Consider the following 19427-nt stretch of genomic DNA (forward strand, 5'->3'; position numbering starts at 1 on the left):
CATGCTGGGCGGTGTTGGCGGCCAACGGCCCCGGGATTCCGCGGCCGACCTGCTATTCCGTGACGAAGCTGCCACGTCCTGTGCCGTTCTCTTTACCATGCGCTTTGTCCGGAGGTGTAATGGAAATCGAGAGCACCATAAAGAAGATTCTGGCGACCGAATTGTTCGTCGAGATGCCGGCCGAGGAAATCAGCGACCACGAGAGCCTGCGCGACATCTACGGGCTCGATTCTCTGGGATTCACCGAACTCCGCGTGCAATGTGAGGACATCTTCGATGTCCGCGTCTCCGACGAGGACTTCGTACCCGAGAACTTCCGTACCATCGCCGCCCTCGCCGCGCTCATCCGGCGCCTGCAGGGCGGCGGGACGTGAACCACGCGGGCCTGACCGCCGCGTCGCCGTCCCACAGCCTGCACCTGGATCACTACGGTGGCAGCCGGCTTCCGTTCGTCTCGGTCGGCGGCCGGGGCGTGCGGCTGCGGCTGGCCGAGCGCGGCGGCGCCGGGGAGCCGTTCGAGGTCATCGACGCCTCCGGCGGGTACGCCAGCGCCTGCCTCGGGGCCGGGCACCCGGCCGTGCTGGGCGCGTTGACGCGCGCGGCGACGGATCTCGGGTACGCGACGGACGAGATCGAGGTCGCCGAACGCACCCGCCTCCTCGCCGCGACGCTCGGCCCCGGTGGGCTGTGGCGCGACCACTTCCCACCGGGCGAATACCACGCGGCCGGCCGCAACTCCGGCTCCGAGGGCATGGAACTGGCCGTGCGGCTGGTCCTGGAGTCGAGATACGACCATCGACGGACGCGGCCCGACCCGGAGCGGGGCGGCCGCGATCTCGTGCTCGCCTTCCAGGGCGCGTGGCACGGATGGACGGGCGCGCTCACGCCGCTGCTCAACCGGCGCCACTTCCGCGCCGGGCTCCCGGGGATGGCCGCCGACGGCCAGTACGGGCTGACGGTGGAGCACCTTCCGTTCGGTGTCCCGGAGCCGTTACGCGAGTTCTTCGACCGCCACGGAGAGCGCCTGCTGGCCGTGGTCGTCGAGCCGGTCCAGGGTGACGCGGGCCTGCTGGTCCCCCCGCCCGGCTACCTGCGGACCCTGGCCGGGCTCGCCGCCGAGCATGGGGTGTTGCTGGTGGCCGACGAGGTCCTCACGTTCGCCAAGACCGGCCGGTTCTTCGCCATGGCGGACGAGGACGGCCCGATTCCCACCGATATCACCGTCATCGGCAAGAGCCTCGGCATGGGCGTGCTGTCCACCTCGATGGTGATCGCCAGGCGGTCGCTGTCCGTACGGCCGTCCGGTGCCGTGGCCACCTCCGACCTGCGTCCGCTGACCTGCGCGGTGATCCACGACGGCCTGCGGCTGATCGAGGAGGAGAAGCTGCTCGAACGCTCGGCCGAGCTCGGCGCGCGGCTGACCGCGCTCCTCGGCCGGGAGGTGCTCGACCGCTTCCCCGAGACCTATCGCGGGCTGCGGGGTACGGGGCTGCTGCAAGGGCTGGAGCTCACGGAGGACGCCGCGGACCGGCTGCGCGAGCTGCGGTCGCATATCATCAGGGCGGGCTGCTACATCGAGTTCATGGCCGGGGCGGGGCGCCGCTCCCACGGCCTGCCGTACGTCTTCCCCACCATGCGCGTGGCGCCGCCCCTGGTCACCAGCCCAGCCGAGGTGGAGGAGCTGGTCGCCGCGATTCGGCGGGGAACGGCGACGTTCCTCGGTGCGGCGGCTCGGTGAGCGGGCCGACGAGCGGGCCGGTGAGTGGGCCGCGGCCGCTTCGCCGCCGTGTCGAGCACGTGGACACCGACGCCGCGGGGGTGGTCCACTTCACCCGCTACGCCTCGCTCATCGAGACCGCGCTGCTGGAGGACCTGGAGGCGATGGGCGTCGGCACCCGCCTGATGAGCGAGCACCAGCTGCAGCCGGCCGTGACCGAACTACGCATGCGCTACGGAGCCGCCGCCCGTTTCCCCGACCGGATCGAGGTACGCGCCGACGTCGACCATGTGGGCGGGGCCTCATGGCGGGTCTCCGGCACGGTACGCCGCCTGCCCGATCCTCCGGACGACGGGGCCGGGCCGCTGCTCGCCTCGGGCACGCTCGTGCTGTGCCTGGTCAACGCGGCCGACGGCAGTCCGGCACCGCTGCCCGCCGCCTTACGCGCCGCGCTGCGCGCCCAGCTGAGCGAAGAGAGGGCCGATGGCCGAGACGGGTGAGTCGACCCTGGGATTCACGGAGATCAAGCAGTGGCTGCGGCACCGCCACCCCATGATCTACATCGACCGGGTGCTCGACTACGCGCCGGGAGAGTACCTGCGCAGCATGCTGTCGGTGTCCGGCAGCATGGACGCCATCGCCGGGCACTTCCCCGAGCGGGGCATCTACCCCGGCAGCCACCTGGTCCAGGCCATCGCCCAGTCGGGCATCATCCTCTACCAGATGAGCACGTCGAAGCTGGCCGACGACGAACTCACGCTCATCGGCTCGGCGCACAGCCGCTTCCACCGCATCGTGGTGGTCGGAGACCAGGTGATCTTCGACGTGCGCAGCGACAGGATCATCGGCAACACCTTCCACTTCTCCTGCCGGGCGACCGTGGAGGGCGAACGGGTGGCGGCCTTCCGCGGCTCCCTCATCCGGGTCACGGTCGAGCAGCTCGGGCGGCGGCTGTGGTGAACGTCTGGGTCACCGGCATGGCCTGGTCCACCGCCCTGGGCGACAGCCTGGCCGGGGTGTGGCAGCGGCTGCTCGACGGGGACGACGGGTTCCGGGAGGTACCGTCGGAGCACCGGCTGCGCAACCCGCTCGCCGCGACCCTGGCCGACCCGTCGCCGGAGCTGAAGCCGTCATCACGGCAGCGGGCCCTGGCGGAGAGCACACTGTCGCGCGCACTCGCCGATGCCGGGCTCACGCCCCGCTCGTTGGACGTCGGCGGGCCGTCCGGGGTCGTCCCTGGCGCGGTGGTGGACCCGTACCCCGTGCTGGGCACCAGTTTCGGGGCGCACCTGGACGATGAGGACGGGGATCTGTACCAGTGGGCGGTCGACGTCGCCGCCGCCGTGGGGCTGCGGCTGCCGCCCGTCGCCGTCAGTACGGCCTGTTCGTCCGGGTCCGACGCGATCGCGGTGGGCGCCGAGGTGGTCCGGTCGGGAGCCGCCGAGGTGAGCGTGTGCGGCGCGGCCGACGTGGTCACCCCGGCCAAGCGGCTCGCGCACACCGTACTGGGCACGATGTCGCCCACTCGGCTGCGCGCGTTCGATCGCCGGGCCGACGGGACGCTGCTGGGGGAGGGCGCGGGATTCGTCGTACTCGAACGCGAGGAGTCCGCCCGCGCCCGAGGCGCCGACCCGTACGCGGTGCTGGCCGGAACAGGGGTGGCCAACGACGGAGCGGGCATGACGGCGCCCGACCCGGCCGGCAGCGGAGTCGGCCTCTCCGTGCGGCGCTGCCTGGCCGCCTCCGGGATCACCCCGGAAGACATCGCCGTGATCAACGCCCACGGGTCCGGTACACCCGTCAACGACGCCGCCGAGTCGGCCGCCTTGACCGGGCTGTTCGCGGGGTGCGCGGCGCCGCCTGTGGTGTTCGCGACCAAGGGGGCGCTGGGGCACACCCTCGGCGCCACCGGCGTGCTGGAGGCCATCGCGGTGGTGCTGGCGCTGCACTACGGCACGGTGCCGCCGGTCGCGGGCCTGGAAGAGGTGCTGGAGGGGTTCCCCCTTCCGGTCCCCGCCGGTCGGCCTGGCGGGCTGCGGCCCGGGGCGGGGCTCAGCCTGACGCTCGGCTTCGGCGGGTTCATCACGAGCCTGGCCTTCACCCGGGGAGCGCGGCATGTACGGTGATCGCCCGCCCGGGGAGTACGGGATGTACGGGGATCGCCCCGGCCTGGCCACCCTGGCACACGAGCTGTGCGAGACCGGCGACCTGGCGGCGGCCGGGCGCCGGACCGCCTCCTTCTACGCCGACCCGGCGGCCTGGCTCGTGGTGGCCGCGGTCGAGGCGGCGCTGGCCGGGGCACCGGAGGCGGTGCGTCGGCGGGTGGCCGAGATCGGCGCCCTGGCCGTCAGCGACCACGGGACCCGCCACACCATGCGCTCGGTCGCCGACACGGCCGCCCGGGGCCGCATCTCTCCGCTACGCTTCGCCGGCGCTAACCCCGGCTCGCTCGCCGGCTTGCTCTGCATCACGCTCGGCTTCCGCGGCCCCAGCCTGCTGGTGTGCATGCCGCCGGAGCGCGCGGGGCCCGTCGTGGCGCTGATCGCGGCCGGCTGGCTGGCGACGGGCCAGTGCCGCTACGTCGCCGTCGCCGAGCACAGCGAGAACAACGGTCACCACACCGTCGCCGCCCGCATCCTGGCCCCGGCAGCAGATCGCCGCAACGCCGCCGCGCGGGCGCGAGCAGCGAGGCGCGGCGATGCCGATGGCCAGATCCCAGGTCCGGGATGAGCGCCGACGACCTTGGCCCGACGCTCGGCGAGGTGGAGACCTACCTTGCCGAGCGAGCCGTTGACGTCGACGGCGGTGACGGTGACGGTCGCGACGGCGGTCGCGGCGCAGAGCCTGGCTCGGCGACGCCCGTCGCGGCCCTCGCCGAGGTGTTCGCCGAGCTGACCGATCGGCTGGGGAACGTGGTGGTTCTCGCTCTGCCGAGCGGGACGGCGCTGCTGCGGTATCTGTTCGGCGCGCTCCACGGCGGAGCGGTGCCCGTCGCCGTCCCGCCCGCCATGCCCGCAGGTCGCCTCGTGGAGGTCGCCCGTCGTCTCGGCGCGCGCCTGCTGGTCACCCCGTACGGCAGGGCTGTTCCCGGTACGGCGGTCAGGCGCTTCGGCCGTACCGCTGTCGCCACGCTCCCCGGTCCCTGGCAGTACCACGAGCCCGGCCACGTGATCATCCTGACCTCCGGGACCTCCGGTATCTTCAGCGGCTGCCTCCACCGGGCCTCGTCCCTGTTCCGGAACGCCGCCAGGCACGCCGGGGCGGTCGGGCTGCGGAGCGACGACACGATGCTGGTCACGCTGCCGCTGAACTTCTCCTACGCCCTGGTGGCCCAGGCGCTGGCGGGCCTGGTCACCGGTGCCCGCCTGGTGGTCACCGGGCCGCCGTTCAGCCCGCGGGGCTACCTCGACGCCGTACGCCGCCACGGCGTGACAAGCTCCTCGCTGACCCCCTTCCTCCTGCGGAACCTGGTGCCCGGTGCGCCGCCCCGGGGCCTGCGCATGCTCACCGTGGGCGGCGACGCCCTGCCGTCGGAGGAGGTCACCGCGCTGGTGCGGGCGCGGAGCGACCTGGAGGTGTACATCACGTACGGCCTGACGGAGGCGGGACCACGGGTCAGCACCCTGGCCGCGCATCTCGAACCCGCCCACCGGCACGGCTCGGTCGGCCGCCCACTGCCCGGCGTCGGGGTGTCCCTGCGGAACGTACGCGACGGGGTGGGGGAGTTGCTGGTGACCTCCGACACCGTGCTCGTGCGGCGGGTCGGCGCCACCGACGGCCGTACCGCTCCAGGGGAGGTCGCCACTGAGGGCCGCGCTCTCGACCGCCATACCGCTCCCGGGCAGATCGCCACTGAGGGCCGCGCTCCTGACCCCCATACCGCTTCGGCGCAGATCGCCACCGGGGATCTGTTCCGTCTCGACTCGGATGGCTATCTCTACTTCGGCGGCCGCATGGGGGACTCCTGCGTCGTGGACGGGGTCAAGGTGTCGCTGCCGTCGGTACGCCGCCTGGCCATGGGGCTGCCCGGAGTCGTGGCCGCGACCACCCGCCTGTGCCCCGGCCGCCGGACTGGGCACGCCAGTGACGATGGGCAGGGCACGCACGCGGGCGAGCACGGGCGCGGCACGTACGCGGGCGACGATCGGCGCAGCAGGTACGCGGGCGACGACGAGCACACCGAGCACGACGGGCAGCGGTTCGTCCTGGAGCTGTACATGCGCGACGCCACCGATGACGCGGTACGGCGCGTCCGGGCCGAGCTGCACCGCTTCCTGCTCCGCGCCGAACGCCCCTGCCGGATCCGGGGCATCCCCGCCCAGGAGGCCGCCTACAAGTGAGACAGCCGCCTACAAGGAAAACGGCCGCCTACCGTGAGACGGCTCCTCCTCGATGCAGGAGGACACCTACAGGTGAGACGGGTCCTCGTCGATGCAGGAGGACGCCTACAAGCGGGACGGATCATCGTCGATGTAGGCGGCCAGTTCGCGCACGGTGGGATGCTCGAAGACGGCCCGGACGGGTATCTCCACCCCGAACTCCCCGATCACCGCCGCCGCGATCCGGACGGCCATGAGCGAGTGGCCCTTCAGCTCGAAGAAGTCGTCATCGGCGCCCAGCTCCTCGCGCTCGAGCACCTCACGCCAGATCGCGGCCAGCCGCCGCTCGGTCTCGGTCTCGAACGCCCCCCGGGAGCCGGTTCCCGAGGTGAGCGTGTTCGGGTCCGGCAGCCGGTTCCGGTCGATCTTCCCGGTCGCGGTGAGGGGGAGCTTGTCGAGCATGACGTACGCGGCGGGCACCATGTACGCGGGCAGGACGGATGCCACATGGCGATGCAGGCCCCGCACATCCACCTTCGCCGCCGAGACCGGCTCCAGATAGGCGGCGGGATGCACGGTGCCCTGCTCGTCGCTGAAGACGCCGACGGCGGCCTGCGCCACGCCCGGCTCGGCCCGCAGCACGGCCTCGATCTCGGCCAGTTCGACACGGGCGCCCCGGATCTTGACCTGATGGTCGCGGCGGCCGAGGAACACCAGCGCGCCGTCGGGTCGCCTGCGCGCCAGGTCCCCGGTCCGGTACGTACGCAGGCCGGACTCGTCCATCGCCGAGAAGACCGCGGCGGTCTCCGCGGGCCGTCCCAGGTAACCGCGGGCCAGGAACCGGGTCCTGATCCAGACCTCACCCTCGTCATCGGAGGTATCCGAGGCATCGGACACATCTGACGCATCGGACACATCCGAAGCATTCCAAGCATCCGAAGCGTTGTCGGCTCCGCGCAGCAGGGTCTCCACCCCCGGGATGTCGCGGCCGATGGGGATGTCCCCGGCGCAGTCCGGTTCGACCAGGTGGAACGTCGCCACGGTCGTCTCGGCCGGGCCGTACATGTTGTAGACCGCCGTTCGCGGGAAATGGGCGCGTACCTGGTCCACGGTGGAGCTGTGCAACGGCTCCCCGTACAGGCTGACCGCCCGCATCCCGAGGTCGGGCGGCTCGCCCGCGCTCTCCCGGGCCAGCAGCAGGCGGCGGATGAGCGTGGGCACGCAGAACACGTGCGTCACCTCGCGTCCGTCCAGCCACGGCAGGAGCTCGGCGCCGTCGGGCTTCACCGTCGGCGGCGGGATGACGATCGCGGCGCCGGCGTCCAGGGCACTGAGGATCTCCAGGTAGGCGGCGTCATAGCTGAGGCGGGCCAGCTGCAGCATGTGGGATCCGCGACGCAGCCCCGTCTCCGAGGCGAGCCAGCGGGCGAAGTGCAGGAGGTTCCCGCTGCGCTGGACGATGCCCTTGGGCCGGCCCGTGGAGCCCGAGGTGTAGACCAGGCAGCTGGTGTCCTGTGGCACCGTCTCCGCTCGCGGCCCGGACGGCGCGGCCGAGACGACCGCCGCCTCGTCGCCCTGAACGGTCACCACCGCGGGAGGCGACCCTGCCGCTCGGTTGCCCTGGACGGTCACCCCTGCTGGAGGCGACCCTGCGGCCCCTTCCGCGCCGTTCGGCGTCGTCACCAGGCCCGTCGGGTGACAGTCCTCCAGGATCGCGCGGTGGCGGGCGGCGGGCTGGTCCTCGTCGAGCCAGACGAAGGCGACGCCGGCGGTGAACGCGGCCAGCATCGCGGCGATGCCGGTCGCGCCGTCGGGCAGCGCCATCGCCACCACGTCGCCCGGACGCAGGCCCGCCGCCACCAGCGCCTCGCGGTAGCGTTCCATCCGCGTGGACAAACCGTGGTAGGTCAGGACGCCCTCGGCGGACACGACCGCCGGGCTGCCGGGGGCCTGGGCGGCGTGCTCCGCGACCCGTCGGCCGATCTCCGCGTCGAACATCATTCTCCCTCGGCGATGAGTCCCGCGGCGGCGACGCGGGTGATCTCTTGGACGACGAAAGCCTCTCCTTGCCGTACGACGAAGTGGCCGGTGGGCACCGACCCGACCGAGCAGGCGCCAGTGGTGTAGCGGCGCCACGCGGTGACGTCGTCCGGCGACAATGCCGGGTCCTCGGCGCCCACCAGGACGCGGACCGGACAGGTGAGCCGCGGCTCCACGGATGCCGCGTACCCCTTCAAGAGCCGCAGATCCACCCGCAGATCCCGGAGCACGAGCGCCTCAGCCGCCGGATCGTCCAGCGCCGCGGCCACACCCCCATCGCCGTCACGCAGGTACGACAGCAGCGCCCGATCCGCGCCGTTCGCGGCGTAGAGGTCGAGCGTCTCCGCCCAGCGATGCGGTGGCGCCGACGAGATGAACAGGCAGGCCGTGGGGGGCGTACCCGGCGCCGCCCTGGCCGTCTCGAAGGCGAGCAGGGCGCCCAGGCTCTGGCCCACCATCATGTACGGCGGCGCCACGTCCGTGAGCGCGGCCGCGATCCGGGCGGTGAACGTCGCGAGATCGGCCACGGGGGGTCCGGACCGGTCGCCAGGCCGGGGCATCCGTACGGCCAGGACCTCGACGTCGTCGGGCAGCGCGCGGGCGAGGGAGGCGTACGACAGCGCGTCACCGCCGGCGTGCGGGAAGCAGACCGCGCGCAGTGCCGCGCCGGGTCTGCGGCGCGGCGTCCAGAAACAGGCCGCCGCCGCTGACGTGCTCACGAAGCCTCTCCCGGTGGTTCGGCGGCCACGAAGAACACCATCGGCTCGCCCGGAAGCGGCGCGACCGGGCCAGACACATTCGGGCCCGGTGCGGTCGGGTCGGGTGCGTCCAGGTCCGTTGCGGTCGAGCCGGGTGCGGTCGCGCCCGTTGAGGTCAGGTCCGGTGCGGTCAGCTCCGGTGCGTTCGGGGCCGGTGTGGTCAGATCCAGTACGTTCAGGGACGGGGCTTCGGCGGGGGAGGGCTCGCCGTTCCAGAGGAAGGTGCCGGGCACCAGGAAGCCGGGCAGCCGCCGGCGGAGCCGGGCGCGCAGTTCGGGCCGGGCCGGGCGGGTCGCACCGGGCACGGCGGTGAGGCGGGCTGTGAGCTCGCCGCCGTCTCCCATCGACACCTCGGCCGCCGCGACCGACGGTTCGTCGAGCAGCGCCCGCTCGATCACCTCGGCCGGCACCCGGCAGCCACGCACCACGAGTTCGGCGTCCGTACGCCCCAGAACATCCAACCCGCCGACGGCCCCCATGCGGCCGAGCAGCCCCGTGGGCGTCTCGTCGAGCCAGACCTCGCCCGGCACCCCGTACGGCAACGACACCCCATGCTCGTCGCGGACCGACACCCGAACCTGCCGCGCACCCCCGCCGAGCAGCGCGTACGCCCCGGACACCGGCTGCTCGGGGTCGCCGCACAGCAGTCGCAGCACCCGCACGTAGTCATCGGCCAGCCCCGTGACCGTCTCCTCGTCGAACAGGTCGGCGTTGAAGGAGACCTCCATGACCATGTCGTCGTCGGCCTGGTCCAGGAGGTGGACCTCCAGGTCGAAGCGGGTGGCGGGCTGCGAGACGTCCCGGCCCCAGAGCCGGGCGCCGAGGTCGCCCCAGCGCGTCTCGGTGCCGTACGCCGGAGTGACCAGCATCTGGAAGATCACCTGGACCAGCGGGATGTAGGAGGGGTCGCGCCGCAGGGACAGCCGGTCGACCAGGACGTCGAAGGGCAGCAGGTCGTTGTCGTAGGCGTCGAACAGCGCCTCGCGGGCCGCGGCGAGCACCGCGAGGAAGCTCGGATCCCCGGACAGATCCATCCGTACCGGCAGCGTGCCCACGAAGAAGCCCACCGTCCCGGCGAACTCCGGCCGCGAACGCCCGGCCACGACCACGCCGATCACCAGGTCGCTCGCGCGGGCGTAGCGGGCGAGCAGGACGGCGAAGGCGGCGTAGGCGACGGTGTACGGCGTGACCCGGTGCGCCGCGGCGAAAGACCGCAGCGTGGCGGTCACGTCCACCGGCACGGGCCTGACGAGCAGGCCGCCGCGGAAGTCCTGGATCCTCGGCCGCGGCCGGTCAGCGGGCAGCGTGACGAGTTCGGGCGCGCCCGCCAGCCGCCGCCGCCAGTACGCGAGCACCCGTTCGGCCGCGGGGGAGCCGGCCAGCTCCTCCTGCCGGCGGGCGTACTCGAGGTAGCCGGCCGGCGGCGGGCCGAGGGGCCGGCCCGCGTACAGCAGCCCGAGCTCTTCGTCGATGATCGGCACCGACCAGCCGTCGATCACGATGTGATGCACGCACAGCAGGAGCACGTGCAGCTCGGGCGTGACGCGCAGGAGGTGGGCCCGGATCAGGTCGTCCCGCGCGAGGTCGAACGGCCGCGCCGACCACAGCCGGGCGAACTCCGTCGCCGCCGCGTCCCAACCAGGCTCGCCCGCGAGATCGGCAGCCGTCGACTCCAAGCCGAGATCGGTGCTGGGCAGCTCGACGTCGAAGGGGGTGCCGCTCACCACCGCGCGGGCCACCCCGCCGTCGGCGGGGAACCTCATGCGTAACGCGACGTGCCGGTCGGCCAGCGCGCCGAGGGCTCGGCGCAGCGCCGCCACGTCCAGCGGCCCGCGCAGCTCGTAGCCCCGGAAGACGTTGTACTGCGGCGAATCCGGCGCGAGCTGCTGGAGAAACCACAGCCGTTGCTGTGCGGGCGACGGCATCGGCTCGTGTTCTTCCGGCATCGTCTCCTCACCTGTGAGAGAGGCGAAGTGGCTGGTGTACCGGAGATCTCTGCAAGAGAGGCTCTATCAGCCCTCCGGGCTTGTCAAGCGGCCGGTCGGCGCAGCCCCTCCAGGAAGATCTGGATGATCGGCTCGGCCAGCTCCGCCGCCGGTAGCCCGGGATCCACCAGGCACTGCAGCAGGCAGCCCTCGATGGTCCCCACGATGACGGTCGCGTGGCGCTCGTCCAGGCCCTCACGCAGCACGCCTTCCTTCGCGGCCTGGCGCAGGAGCTCGGTGATCACGGCCCGCGCGTCGCCGTAGACGGCCGCCATGTCCACCAGCGACCCCTCCGCGTCACGGGAGGCCGCCCACAGGTCGACCATGATCCGGGCGGGCTCGCGCCGCGCGGTCAGCACGCCGAGCACCTCGCGTACCATCTCGGCCAGCCGCTCCAGCGCCGGCCCGCGCCCGTTGAGCGCCCGGTCGAAGATGGCGGCCGACATGGTCCGGTAGCCTTCGAAGGCGGCTTCCAGCAGCGCGTCCCTGCTGTCGTAATAGAGATAGACGCTGCCCTTGGCGATGCCCGCCTCGGCGGCGATGTCGTCGATGCGGGTGGCGGCGAAGCCCTTGCGGGCGAACACCCGCACCGCCGCGGTGAGGATCTCTTTACGTCGCGCGGCCTTGTCGACCGTCCTGGGGGACATATGATCATTATGACTGACCAGTCAGTCAATATCCAAATCGGGATGCGGTCTGTCCGTTTCCCCATCTAGGGTGCTGACAGTGAGAGACGTACGGCTGCTGCCCAAAGCCCACCTGCACGTTCACCTGGAGAGCACGGTACGCCCCGAGACCTCGCGCGAGTTCGGCGGGCCGTCCGGGCGGGGCGGGCCGTTCGCCACGTTCCGGGAGTTCGCCGACCATCGGGCGCTGGTGCGCGGGCGGCTGCTCACGGCCGAGCACTTCCGGCGGGTCGCGCTGGAATTCTGCGAGGACGAGGCGGCCCAGGGCACCCGCTACGCGGAGGTGTCCTTCACCGCGGCCTCGCACGGCGAACGGCTCGGCGCGCCGGAGATGCCGCTGGAGGCGGTGCTGGACGGGCTGGCCGAGGGGTCGCGCCGCTACGGAATCGAGTGCCGGGTGCTGCTCGACCACTCCCGGCGGCGCTCCGTCGACCGGCTCTGGCAGACGTTGCGGCTGGCCACCCGTTACGAGGCGGTCGTCGGCATCGGGCTGGCGGGCGACGAGAGCCACCCGGTGGCGCCGTTCGCGGAGGTGCTCGACGCGGCGCGCGACGCCGGGGTGCGCCTGGTGCACCACGCGGGGGAGTTCGGCGGGCCGGACAGCATCCGCGAGGCGCTCGCCATCGGGCACGCCGAGCGGATCGGGCACGGCGTCCGCGTCCTGGAGGACGAGGCGGTGGTCGCCGAGGTGCGGGAGCGCGGGGTGCCGCTGGAGGTCTGTCCCACGTCGAACGTCCTGCTCGGCGTTGTCCCCAGCCTGGCCGAGCACCCGCTGCGGCGGCTGAGCGCGGCGGGGCTGGCAGTCACGCTCAACACCGACGGCGAAACCGACCTGGCCGGCGAGTACGCGCTGGCGCGGGAGGTCTTCGGGTACGACGACGCGGAACTGGCCGGGTTCGCCCGGGCCTCGATCGACGCCTCGTTCGCCGAGGAGGAGCTCAAGGCGGAGTTGCGGGCGGGGGTGGACGCCTGGCTGGCGGACCCGGACCCGGACCCGGACTCGGGCTCGGGCTCGGACTCGGGCTCGGCTTCGGCCTCGGGTCGATAACCCGCCGCGCTCGCTGACGCTGAGGAGGGGTGCGCTGACCGTCGGGGGTGCGGTCAGCGCTCGGCGTCCCCGATCAGTCCGAGTGGCTGTCCTTTGTCACCGCGCCGTCGGTCGCGTCAACCGTCATGTCCTGCTTGGACCCGTTGGGCGGAACCACGTCCACCTCCCAGACGATCTTGTCCCGGTGGCTGTCCAGGTTGATCTCGGTGATGCGGCCCCCCGGCACGGCCGCCAGGATCTTGGCCGCCGCCTGCGCGTAGTCGAGCTTGGCGGCCTTGACGCGGTCGAGGTATCGGGCCTTGTCGCCGGCGTTCTCGTCGTCCTCCGCCCGTGGGCCGCTGACGACCTTGGCCTTGTCCGATTCGACGTCCATCTGGTGTTCGACGCCCTTGTCGTCGACGACCTGCACCTCCCAGAGGCCGCCGTTCTCCTCGGTCTCCATCGAGACGAGCGTCGAGCCGGGTACGGCCTTCATCGCGGCCTGCCCCACCTCCTCCAGCTTCTTCTTCTGCGAGTCGGCTTGGGCGCCGTACTTGGGCGTCTCGGTGGCGGCGATGTACGGCGTGGGAGGAGCGCCGAACGGCTCGGTCATTTGACGGGCGTCGCCCCCGCAGGCGGTCGCCGCAAGCAGCGCCGCGCCGGCCAGAGCGCCCCCGATGATCGTTTTAGTCATATGGCGACACTTATCATTTCCGCAGGTCGAACGGTGCGAACGACATGACCGCCGCCGCGGCGCGGACTTGGCTGTCCGGCCCGCCGTATCCGATAGTGGGCGCCATGGCTCCTTCCTTGATCGTCGCCGTCGTGGGCGACTTCGACCCGACATTCCCTACGCACGCGGCCACGAACGACGCGCTACGTCACGCCTCGGCCGAGCTGGGGATCGAGATCGAGATCCAGTGGCAGGCGACCGAGCCGCTGGAACGGGATCTGTCGGCAGTACGCGCCGCCGACGCCTTGTTGTGCGCGCCCGGCAGCCCGTACCGCAGCCTGACCGGGGCCGTCGCCGCCCTGCGTCACGGCCGCGAGCAGGGCGTCCCGACGCTGGGCACCTGCGGCGGCTTCCAGCACATGGTGATCGAGTACGCCCGCGACGTGCTCGGGTTCGAGGACGCCCAGCACGGTGAGTACGACCCCTACGCCTCGGAGCTGTTCGTCTCCGCGCTGACCTGCTCGCTCGCCGGCAAGACCATGCCCGTCAGCCTCGTGGAGGGCTCGCGGGCAGCCGAGTTGTACGGCCTCACGGAGGTCGAGGAGCAGTACTACTGCGACTTCGGCCTGGAGCCCGGCCATCGGCGAACCCTGCACGACGGAGGATTCCGGGTGACAGGCGTCGATGAGGAGCAGGAGGCGCGGGTGCTGGAGCTTCCCGGACATCCCTTCTACGTGGCGACGCTGTTCGTGCCGCAGGCCCGATCGACACCGGAACAGCCGCATCCGCTGGTCACCGGGCTGCTGCGGGCGGTTCTTCAGAGCAGGGGCTGAGGGAGGACCTACCCGACCGTGTGATGTGCGAGCGGGTGCGGTCCGACCAGCATGGAGGAGATCGCGGGCCCGTACCCGGAGGGAAGGAACCGTCAGATGACCGAGGAGCGACCCGAGCTGCCGCGCGAGGAATGGCGCCAGTTCTTCGACAACCTGTCAAGGCAGTACGAAGGCTCGGACGTGACCGTCGAGGTGCTGAGCCGGACGTTCGGCGATCTCATGCAGGCCGAGAAGCTCCCGCTCGCCTATCTCGAGTACGACGACAAGGACGACATCTTCACCGTGGCGATAGGCGGGCGGGACGGGCGGTATCCGGTGGTGCTCGCTCACCTCATCCAGCGGCCGCAGACGATATTCGCCGATACCGTGGCGCCCGACATGCCCCGGGCCTTCGACATCGTGGACGCGGAAGGCACGCAGACGATCATCATGCTCCACGATCCCGCGGTGTGGAGCGGCGCGCCGACCTTGTGACCTCAGCTCAGCGCCCCGGCGGCGCGCCGCATGATCGAGGCGATGGCGGCCGGGTGCGTGAGGTGCGGGTGGTGACCGGTGCCGGGGATGGTCGTGACGGTGGCCGGGCCTGGGTCGGCGACCAGCGGATCCAGCTGCCCGGCAAGGAGGTGGACCGGGACCGACACCGTCTCGCTGAGCAGGGCTTGGAGAGCGGCGCGTTCGGCGGGCTGGTTCGCGTCCCGGAGCAGGCGGGCCGTACGGCGGGCGACGCCAGGCCGGTGCAGCTGGGCGGCGGCGCTCGCCACGGCCCGGCGGGCTTCGTCCGAGGAAGTGCCATCGCCGAGGAGCGAGGTCGCGAGACGGTCGGCGGAGATTCTCTTGAGGAGCGGCGTGGCGAGCGCCGGTGTGCGGAGCGGTCTCGGGGCCGCCTCCTGGAGGAAATAGGGGGAGACGAGGACCAGGGCACTGAGGCGATCGGGATGGGCGGCAGCGTAGCGGAGCGCCGGTGCGGCGGCCGCGGAGTGGGCGACGATCACGGGCCGGGTCCGTACGGGAGCCAGCAGATCGGTGAGCCAGGCCAGCGGGGTGGCCGAGGTGGGGGCCGAGCGGCCGAGTCCCGGCAGGTCGGCGACGAGGGCGGGTGCTCCGTCCAGTTCGCCGAGCACGCCCTGCCAGGACTCGCCGTCGAGGGGGAGTCCGTGCAGGAGTACGAAGCCGGGCGAGGTCCTGTCCCCGGCGACGTAGGTACGGGATCCGCCGACATCGTGGAAGCCGCCGGGAAGCACGGCCGGAGCCGTCCCGAACCGGTCCGCCACCAGCCGATCGGCCCAGCGGCGCAGCGCGGTCTCGACAGGCGGCTGCCGGAGCCCGGCCGCCTCGGCGACCCGCTCGGCTGAGGCGGTGTCGTAACGGTCCTCGGTCAGGAAGGCCAGAGTCTCGGGGTTGGCTCCGGTCAGCGCGGCCGGGAGGCGGCGAATCAGGGACACGGGCACGAGGGTTTTCGGCGCGCGTACGCCCAGGTGGGCCGCGAGCAGGCGCACCAGTTCGGGCAGGTTCGGGGTGTTCTCGTCGAGCACCCAGTGCAGGCCGCCGGGCTTCGGGTCGTGCTCGGGGATCGCGGCCATGTACGACGCGAAGTGATCCACGGTCTCCACGGGCACGAACGTGCGGGCGGTTCCCGGCAGCGCGGGAAGTCGGCCGTTCCACAGGTCGCGGACCACCTCGGCCAGGCCGATGTACTGCCCGGCCTCGCCCGTGGTCGAGTGACCGATCACGGTGCTTGGATTCACCACGGTCAGTGGGACCCCCAACTGCTCCGCGACGACCCGTACGGCGGCGTCCGCCTCGGTCTTGGAGCCTTCATAGGCCCCTTGGCCTCGGTAGAGCTCCGCCAGCTCGGCTTCCGGGAGCGGGTACCGCTCTCGCCGGCCCAGCCCGACCCGGTAGCCCGACACGTGGATCAGCCTGCGCAGTCCGGGCCGGGTCGCGGCCCAGCGCAGCACGTTGAGGGCGCCCTCGACGTTGACCGTCCTGGCCTCCTCGCGCCCCAGCCCGAACCGGTAGACGGCGGCGGCGTTGACGACATCCCGTACCCTGGCAAGCCGCTCGTCGTCCACCGCGCTCAACCCCAGACCCGGACCGCCCGTGAGATCACCGGCCACGACCATGAGCCGCTCGACGTCCGCGCCATGACCTTGCAGCCAGGCTGGCAACTCGCCTCCGCCACCCGCACCCGTACGGTCCCGAGTCGGTTCGCGGATGACGGCCGCGACCGTGCGGCCTTGTTCCAGCAGCCGCAGCACCGTCCACCGGCCGATGAAGCCGGTCGCCCCGAACACCACCGCGTCCGGCCCGCCCCCCGAAGTCTCGCCCATCTTGCATTCCTCTCTAGACCGATCTACATAATGTGTGGACAGCAAAAAACGCCCGACCTCCAGCGAAAAGGATCAGGCGGTGTCGAGCAGTTTGGCGATACGTCGGCTGGTCTGCTCGATGGGGGTCCGGCTGCGACCGGCGCGGGCCAGCACGAGCGCGCCCTCGATCAGGGCGAGCACCGTAGCCGCGAGCTCATCCGCCTCGGCCGTGTCATGACCATCGGCCCGGAGGGCGTCGGCCAGCGCCCGCTGCCAGCCCGCGTAGATGTCCCCGCAGATCGGCTGCAGGACGTCGTTGGTCGCGGCGACCTCCAGAGCCACCGTCGCCACCGGGCACCCCTTGGCGTAGTCGGCGGCCACCATCCTGTCGGCCAGCGCCGCCATCAGCGCCCTGACAAGATCGCGGGAGCTGGGCGCCGTCGAGGCCAGCTCGACCACGATGCCGTCGACCTCGCGCCCGGCGGCGGCCAGGGCCTCGCTGACCAGCTGGTCCTTGCCGCCGGGAAAGTGGTGATAGAGCGACCCCCGAGGAGCTCCCGCCACCGCGAGCACCTCATTGAGCCCGGTGCCGTGGTAGCCCTTGGCCTCCACCAGCGTCCGAGCCGCCTCGATCAGCCGCGCCCGCGTCTCATCACCCTTGACCGCCACGCCACCGAGAATAGACCGATCTGCATAATTCGCAAATCATCCCATGCCGACGATGGTCTTCACGATGTCGCGCGGCGGGTCGGCCAGCCCGCGTGCCACGGCCTGGGACAACGGAACGGTCTGCGTCGGCAGCCGATCGACCCGGATCTGCCCGCCGTGCAGCAGAGCGACCGCGGCCCGCAGGTCGGTGTCCCACCGGTGGGAGGCCGACCCCACGACCCGCTTCTCGCCCAGCACCACGTCCAGGGTGGGAAAGGCGGCCGGGTCCGGCGACACGCCGAGCAGGACCACGCTCCCGCCGCGCCGGCAGAGTGACAACGCGCTCTCCACCGCGGCCGCCGGCCCCGCGCTCTCCACCACCGCGTCGGCGCCGCGCCCATCGGTCAGCTCCCGTACGGCTTCGAGGGCGGCCTCCGGCGCCACGCCGACCAGGCCGAACGACCGGGCCAGCGCGCGGCGGCCCGCATCCGGGTCGACCGCGACGACCGTCGCCGCGCCCCGGCACCTGGCCACCTCGGCGACCAGCAGGCCGACGGCCCCGGCGCCGACGACCGCGACCACGGCCCCGGACACGTCGCCGGCCTTGTCGAGCGCGCGGACGGCGACCGCCGCCGGCTCGGCGAAGACCGCGACGGCGGGGGGCAGGCCATCGGGCAGCGGGACACAGCGCGCGGCCGGCGCCACCAGGTATTCGGCCAGGCCGCCGTCGTCCTGCAACCCGAGCGCCGCGCCACGCTCGCACAGCGGGTACTCGCCGCGGGTACACCACCAGCAGTGGCCGCAGCCCAGCACGACGTCCGGCACGACCGCGGTGCCGGGGGCGAGGCTCACGCCGGGGCCGGCCTCCGCCACCACGCCGACGACCTCGTGCCCCAGGGTGAGCGGCGCGGTCCGGCCGGTCAGCGGGTGCGGTTCGACCGGCACCACGACCGGCCCGAACCGGTATTCCTCGATGTCACTGCCGCACAGGCCGCACAGCGTGACCGCGATCAGGACCTGGCCGGGACCCGGCGCGGGCATCTCGGTCTCGACCAGCCGCACGTCGCCGCGCCCGTACCAGCGCAGCGCCGCCATCCGCCCCCTGCTCGCGGCCGGTTCGCCGACCACGCTCACGGCCGGGTCCCGGACAGGCGGGTGGTGACGTCGGCGCGTTCGGTGAGACCGGGGGCGAGCTCCACCCCCAGCCCCGGTCGTCCCTCCAGGCTCACCCAGCCATCCTCCACCAGCGGCAGCCCGGTCGCCAGCTCTTGGTACCAGGTGCGCTGGAACGCCCGCACGCTCTCCTGGATCAGCGTGTTGGGCTGGCTCAGGGCGAGATGGACGCACGCCGCGAAGGAGATCGGGCCGGTGCAGTCGTGCGGCGCGAAGGGGATGTCGTACGAGTCGGCCAGCGCGGCGATCTTGCGAGCCTCCGTGAGCCCGCCCGCCCAGCCCATGTCGATGATCGCGACCCGGATCGCCGATCGCTCCAGTAGCGCGCGGAAGGACCGCTGCCCGGTCAGCGTCTCGCCGGTGGCCAGCGGCGCGGACGTCGACGCCTGCAGCGTCGCGTAGGAGTCGTGGCTGTCGGCTCGCAACGGGTCCTCCACCCAAAACGGATCGAACCGCTCCAGCTCGCGCACCAGCCCGACGGCCGCGTACAGGCTCCACAGCCCGTGCAACTCGACCATGACCTCCATCTCGGGCACGGCGTTCTTGATCTCGTCGAGCACCCGCAGACCGGCGCGCAGGTCCGCCCGGTCCAGCCGCATGCCGCCGGTACGCTCGGCCGCCTGGTCGAAGGGCCACACCTTCATGGCGCGGAAACCCTCCTCCCACAGGGACTTGGCCAGCTCCGCCGGCCGCTCCAGGAAGCCCCGCAGATCGTCGTACGCCGACGCCGCCGCCAGCCCCCAGTTGGACACGGCCTGGCGCGGCTCGTTCTTGATGTAAGAGGAGCCGGCGCAGGTGTTGTAGGCGGGGAGGCGTTCGTGGAAAGGCCCGCCGAGCAGGCCGGACACCGGCTGCCCCGTGGTCTTGCCCAGCAGGTCCCACACGGCGAGGTCGACCGCGCCGTTGCCGCGCGTCTCCACGCCGCTGCCCTGGAAGCCGACATGGCCGGTGAGCAGCCGGCGCAGCCGCTCCGGGCCGGGCACCGGCGCGCCGACGAGGAGGGGCGCGACGGTCTCGTGCAGGTAGGCCTCGACCGCCTCGGCCCCGAAGAACGACTCGCCGAGGCCGGCGTGCCCGTCGTCGGTGTGCAGCCGCACCAGCAGCACGTTGGGCTGAATCGAACAGCGGATGGTCTCCAGTCCGCTCACGACGGCTCGGGTACTCATGATTCCAGGACCGTATCTGGTAAGACCAGTAATCCGCAAGAAACAAATCACTCCCTTGACAGTGGCGCTACTGCCAGCAAAGCTCTAGCAATC

Annotated in this window: 19 protein-coding genes; 10 read left to right on the forward strand and 9 right to left on the reverse strand. The window is 72.3% G+C overall.

Annotation, left to right across the window (positions count from 1 at the left end; genetic code table 11):
- Positions 1–119: 119 nt before the first annotated feature.
- The 7 genes from AB0B64_RS44115 to AB0B64_RS44145 are packed head-to-tail and all read left to right on the forward strand — an operon-like array spanning position 120 to position 6057.
- Entirely contained in the window at positions 120–374 is a 255-nt protein-coding gene (locus AB0B64_RS44115) for an acyl carrier protein (protein ID WP_358186265.1), read from the forward strand.
- Entirely contained in the window at positions 371–1738 is a 1368-nt protein-coding gene (locus AB0B64_RS44120) for an aminotransferase class III-fold pyridoxal phosphate-dependent enzyme (RefSeq protein ID WP_358186270.1), read from the forward strand. Before AB0B64_RS44115 ends, AB0B64_RS44120 begins: the two co-directional genes overlap by 4 nt.
- Before the next feature lie 20 nt (positions 1739–1758).
- On the forward strand, positions 1759–2217 hold the full coding sequence (locus AB0B64_RS44125; RefSeq protein WP_358186275.1) for an acyl-CoA thioesterase: 459 nt from the start codon (positions 1759–1761) through the stop codon (positions 2215–2217).
- Entirely contained in the window at positions 2201–2677 is a 477-nt protein-coding gene (locus AB0B64_RS44130) for a hypothetical protein (RefSeq protein ID WP_358186282.1), read from the forward strand. The genes AB0B64_RS44125 and AB0B64_RS44130 overlap by 17 nt, the downstream gene beginning before the upstream one ends.
- Complete coding sequence (locus tag AB0B64_RS44135; RefSeq protein WP_358186291.1) at positions 2674–3843, forward strand: beta-ketoacyl-[acyl-carrier-protein] synthase family protein; 1170 nt, start codon at positions 2674–2676, stop codon at positions 3841–3843. Before AB0B64_RS44130 ends, AB0B64_RS44135 begins: the two co-directional genes overlap by 4 nt.
- Entirely contained in the window at positions 3833–4447 is a 615-nt protein-coding gene (locus AB0B64_RS44140) for a hypothetical protein (protein ID WP_358186295.1), read from the forward strand. The genes AB0B64_RS44135 and AB0B64_RS44140 overlap by 11 nt, the downstream gene beginning before the upstream one ends.
- On the forward strand, positions 4444–6057 hold the full coding sequence (locus tag AB0B64_RS44145) for an AMP-binding protein (RefSeq protein ID WP_358186299.1): 1614 nt from the start codon (positions 4444–4446) through the stop codon (positions 6055–6057). Before AB0B64_RS44140 ends, AB0B64_RS44145 begins: the two co-directional genes overlap by 4 nt.
- 105 nt (positions 6058–6162) lie before the next feature.
- On the opposite strand, the gene AB0B64_RS44150 is transcribed toward AB0B64_RS44145, so the two are convergent.
- The 4 genes from AB0B64_RS44150 to AB0B64_RS44165 form a co-directional block, all read right to left on the reverse strand.
- On the reverse strand, positions 6163–8037 hold the full coding sequence (locus AB0B64_RS44150; RefSeq protein WP_358186304.1) for an AMP-binding protein: 1875 nt from the start codon (positions 8035–8037) through the stop codon (positions 6163–6165).
- Positions 8034–8795, reverse strand: a complete 762-nt coding sequence (locus AB0B64_RS44155) for an alpha/beta fold hydrolase (protein ID WP_358186310.1) — start codon at positions 8793–8795, stop codon at positions 8034–8036. Before AB0B64_RS44155 ends, AB0B64_RS44150 begins: the two co-directional genes overlap by 4 nt.
- On the reverse strand, positions 8792–10780 hold the full coding sequence (locus tag AB0B64_RS44160) for a condensation domain-containing protein (protein WP_358186315.1): 1989 nt from the start codon (positions 10778–10780) through the stop codon (positions 8792–8794). The genes AB0B64_RS44155 and AB0B64_RS44160 overlap by 4 nt, the downstream gene beginning before the upstream one ends.
- An 83-nt stretch (positions 10781–10863) precedes the next feature.
- The gene (locus AB0B64_RS44165) at positions 10864–11466 is read right to left on the reverse strand and encodes a TetR/AcrR family transcriptional regulator (RefSeq protein ID WP_358186319.1); all 603 of its coding nucleotides are present in this window, start codon (positions 11464–11466) and stop codon (positions 10864–10866) included.
- 79 nt (positions 11467–11545) lie between these two features.
- On the opposite strand from AB0B64_RS44165, the gene add reads away from it, so the two are divergent.
- Entirely contained in the window at positions 11546–12553 is a 1008-nt protein-coding gene (gene add, locus AB0B64_RS44170; RefSeq protein WP_358186324.1) for an adenosine deaminase, read from the forward strand.
- Between the two features lie 73 nt (positions 12554–12626).
- Here the strand turns inward: add and AB0B64_RS44175 are convergent, their stop codons facing one another.
- Entirely contained in the window at positions 12627–13226 is a 600-nt protein-coding gene (locus AB0B64_RS44175; RefSeq protein WP_358186333.1) for a PepSY domain-containing protein, read from the reverse strand.
- Between the two features lie 104 nt (positions 13227–13330).
- On the opposite strand from AB0B64_RS44175, the gene AB0B64_RS44180 reads away from it, so the two are divergent.
- Positions 13331–14038 (forward strand): hypothetical protein, encoded by a 708-nt coding sequence (locus AB0B64_RS44180; protein WP_357951917.1) that lies wholly within the window; start codon positions 13331–13333, stop codon positions 14036–14038.
- Positions 14039–14134: 96 nt separating this feature from the next.
- On the forward strand, positions 14135–14512 hold the full coding sequence (locus tag AB0B64_RS44185; protein WP_357951919.1) for a DUF5335 family protein: 378 nt from the start codon (positions 14135–14137) through the stop codon (positions 14510–14512).
- 2 nt (positions 14513–14514) lie between these two features.
- Here AB0B64_RS44185 and AB0B64_RS44190 read toward each other — a convergent pair whose 3' ends face one another.
- From AB0B64_RS44190 to AB0B64_RS44205, 4 genes are all read right to left on the reverse strand, one after another.
- Entirely contained in the window at positions 14515–16368 is a 1854-nt protein-coding gene (locus AB0B64_RS44190; RefSeq protein ID WP_358186340.1) for an alpha/beta fold hydrolase, read from the reverse strand.
- Positions 16369–16440: 72 nt separating this feature from the next.
- Positions 16441–17016 carry a TetR/AcrR family transcriptional regulator gene (locus AB0B64_RS44195; RefSeq protein WP_357951923.1) on the reverse strand — a complete coding sequence of 192 codons (576 nt, stop codon included), beginning with the start codon at positions 17014–17016 and terminating at the stop codon, positions 16441–16443.
- 36 nt (positions 17017–17052) lie between these two features.
- Positions 17053–18129 carry an alcohol dehydrogenase catalytic domain-containing protein gene (locus tag AB0B64_RS44200; RefSeq protein WP_358186347.1) on the reverse strand — a complete coding sequence of 359 codons (1077 nt, stop codon included), beginning with the start codon at positions 18127–18129 and terminating at the stop codon, positions 17053–17055.
- Positions 18126–19334, reverse strand: a complete 1209-nt coding sequence (locus AB0B64_RS44205; protein ID WP_358186353.1) for a mandelate racemase/muconate lactonizing enzyme family protein — start codon at positions 19332–19334, stop codon at positions 18126–18128. The genes AB0B64_RS44200 and AB0B64_RS44205 overlap by 4 nt, the downstream gene beginning before the upstream one ends.
- Positions 19335–19427 lie beyond the last annotated feature (93 nt).

Source organism: Nonomuraea sp. NPDC049129 (assembly GCF_040648495.1).
Taxonomy (GTDB): Bacteria; Actinomycetota; Actinomycetes; order Streptosporangiales; family Streptosporangiaceae; genus Nonomuraea.

Coding starts and splice junctions, on each gene's coding strand:
- AB0B64_RS44115 (WP_358186265.1), top strand. CDS start 120: ATGGAAATCGAGAGCACCATAAAGAAGATTCTGGCGACCGAATTGTTC.
- AB0B64_RS44130 (WP_358186282.1), top strand. CDS start 2,201: ATGGCCGAGACGGGTGAGTCGACCCTGGGATTCACGGAGATCAAGCAG.
- AB0B64_RS44140 (WP_358186295.1), top strand. CDS start 3,833: ATGTACGGTGATCGCCCGCCCGGGGAGTACGGGATGTACGGGGATCGC.
- AB0B64_RS44145 (WP_358186299.1), top strand. CDS start 4,444: ATGAGCGCCGACGACCTTGGCCCGACGCTCGGCGAGGTGGAGACCTAC.
- AB0B64_RS44150 (WP_358186304.1), bottom strand. CDS start 8,037: ATGATGTTCGACGCGGAGATCGGCCGACGGGTCGCGGAGCACGCCGCC.
- AB0B64_RS44160 (WP_358186315.1), bottom strand. CDS start 10,780: ATGCCGGAAGAACACGAGCCGATGCCGTCGCCCGCACAGCAACGGCTG.
- AB0B64_RS44165 (WP_358186319.1), bottom strand. CDS start 11,466: ATGTCCCCCAGGACGGTCGACAAGGCCGCGCGACGTAAAGAGATCCTC.
- AB0B64_RS44175 (WP_358186333.1), bottom strand. CDS start 13,226: ATGACTAAAACGATCATCGGGGGCGCTCTGGCCGGCGCGGCGCTGCTT.
- AB0B64_RS44180 (WP_357951917.1), top strand. CDS start 13,331: ATGGCTCCTTCCTTGATCGTCGCCGTCGTGGGCGACTTCGACCCGACA.
- AB0B64_RS44185 (WP_357951919.1), top strand. CDS start 14,135: ATGACCGAGGAGCGACCCGAGCTGCCGCGCGAGGAATGGCGCCAGTTC.
- AB0B64_RS44190 (WP_358186340.1), bottom strand. CDS start 16,368: ATGGGCGAGACTTCGGGGGGCGGGCCGGACGCGGTGGTGTTCGGGGCG.
- AB0B64_RS44205 (WP_358186353.1), bottom strand. CDS start 19,334: ATGAGTACCCGAGCCGTCGTGAGCGGACTGGAGACCATCCGCTGTTCG.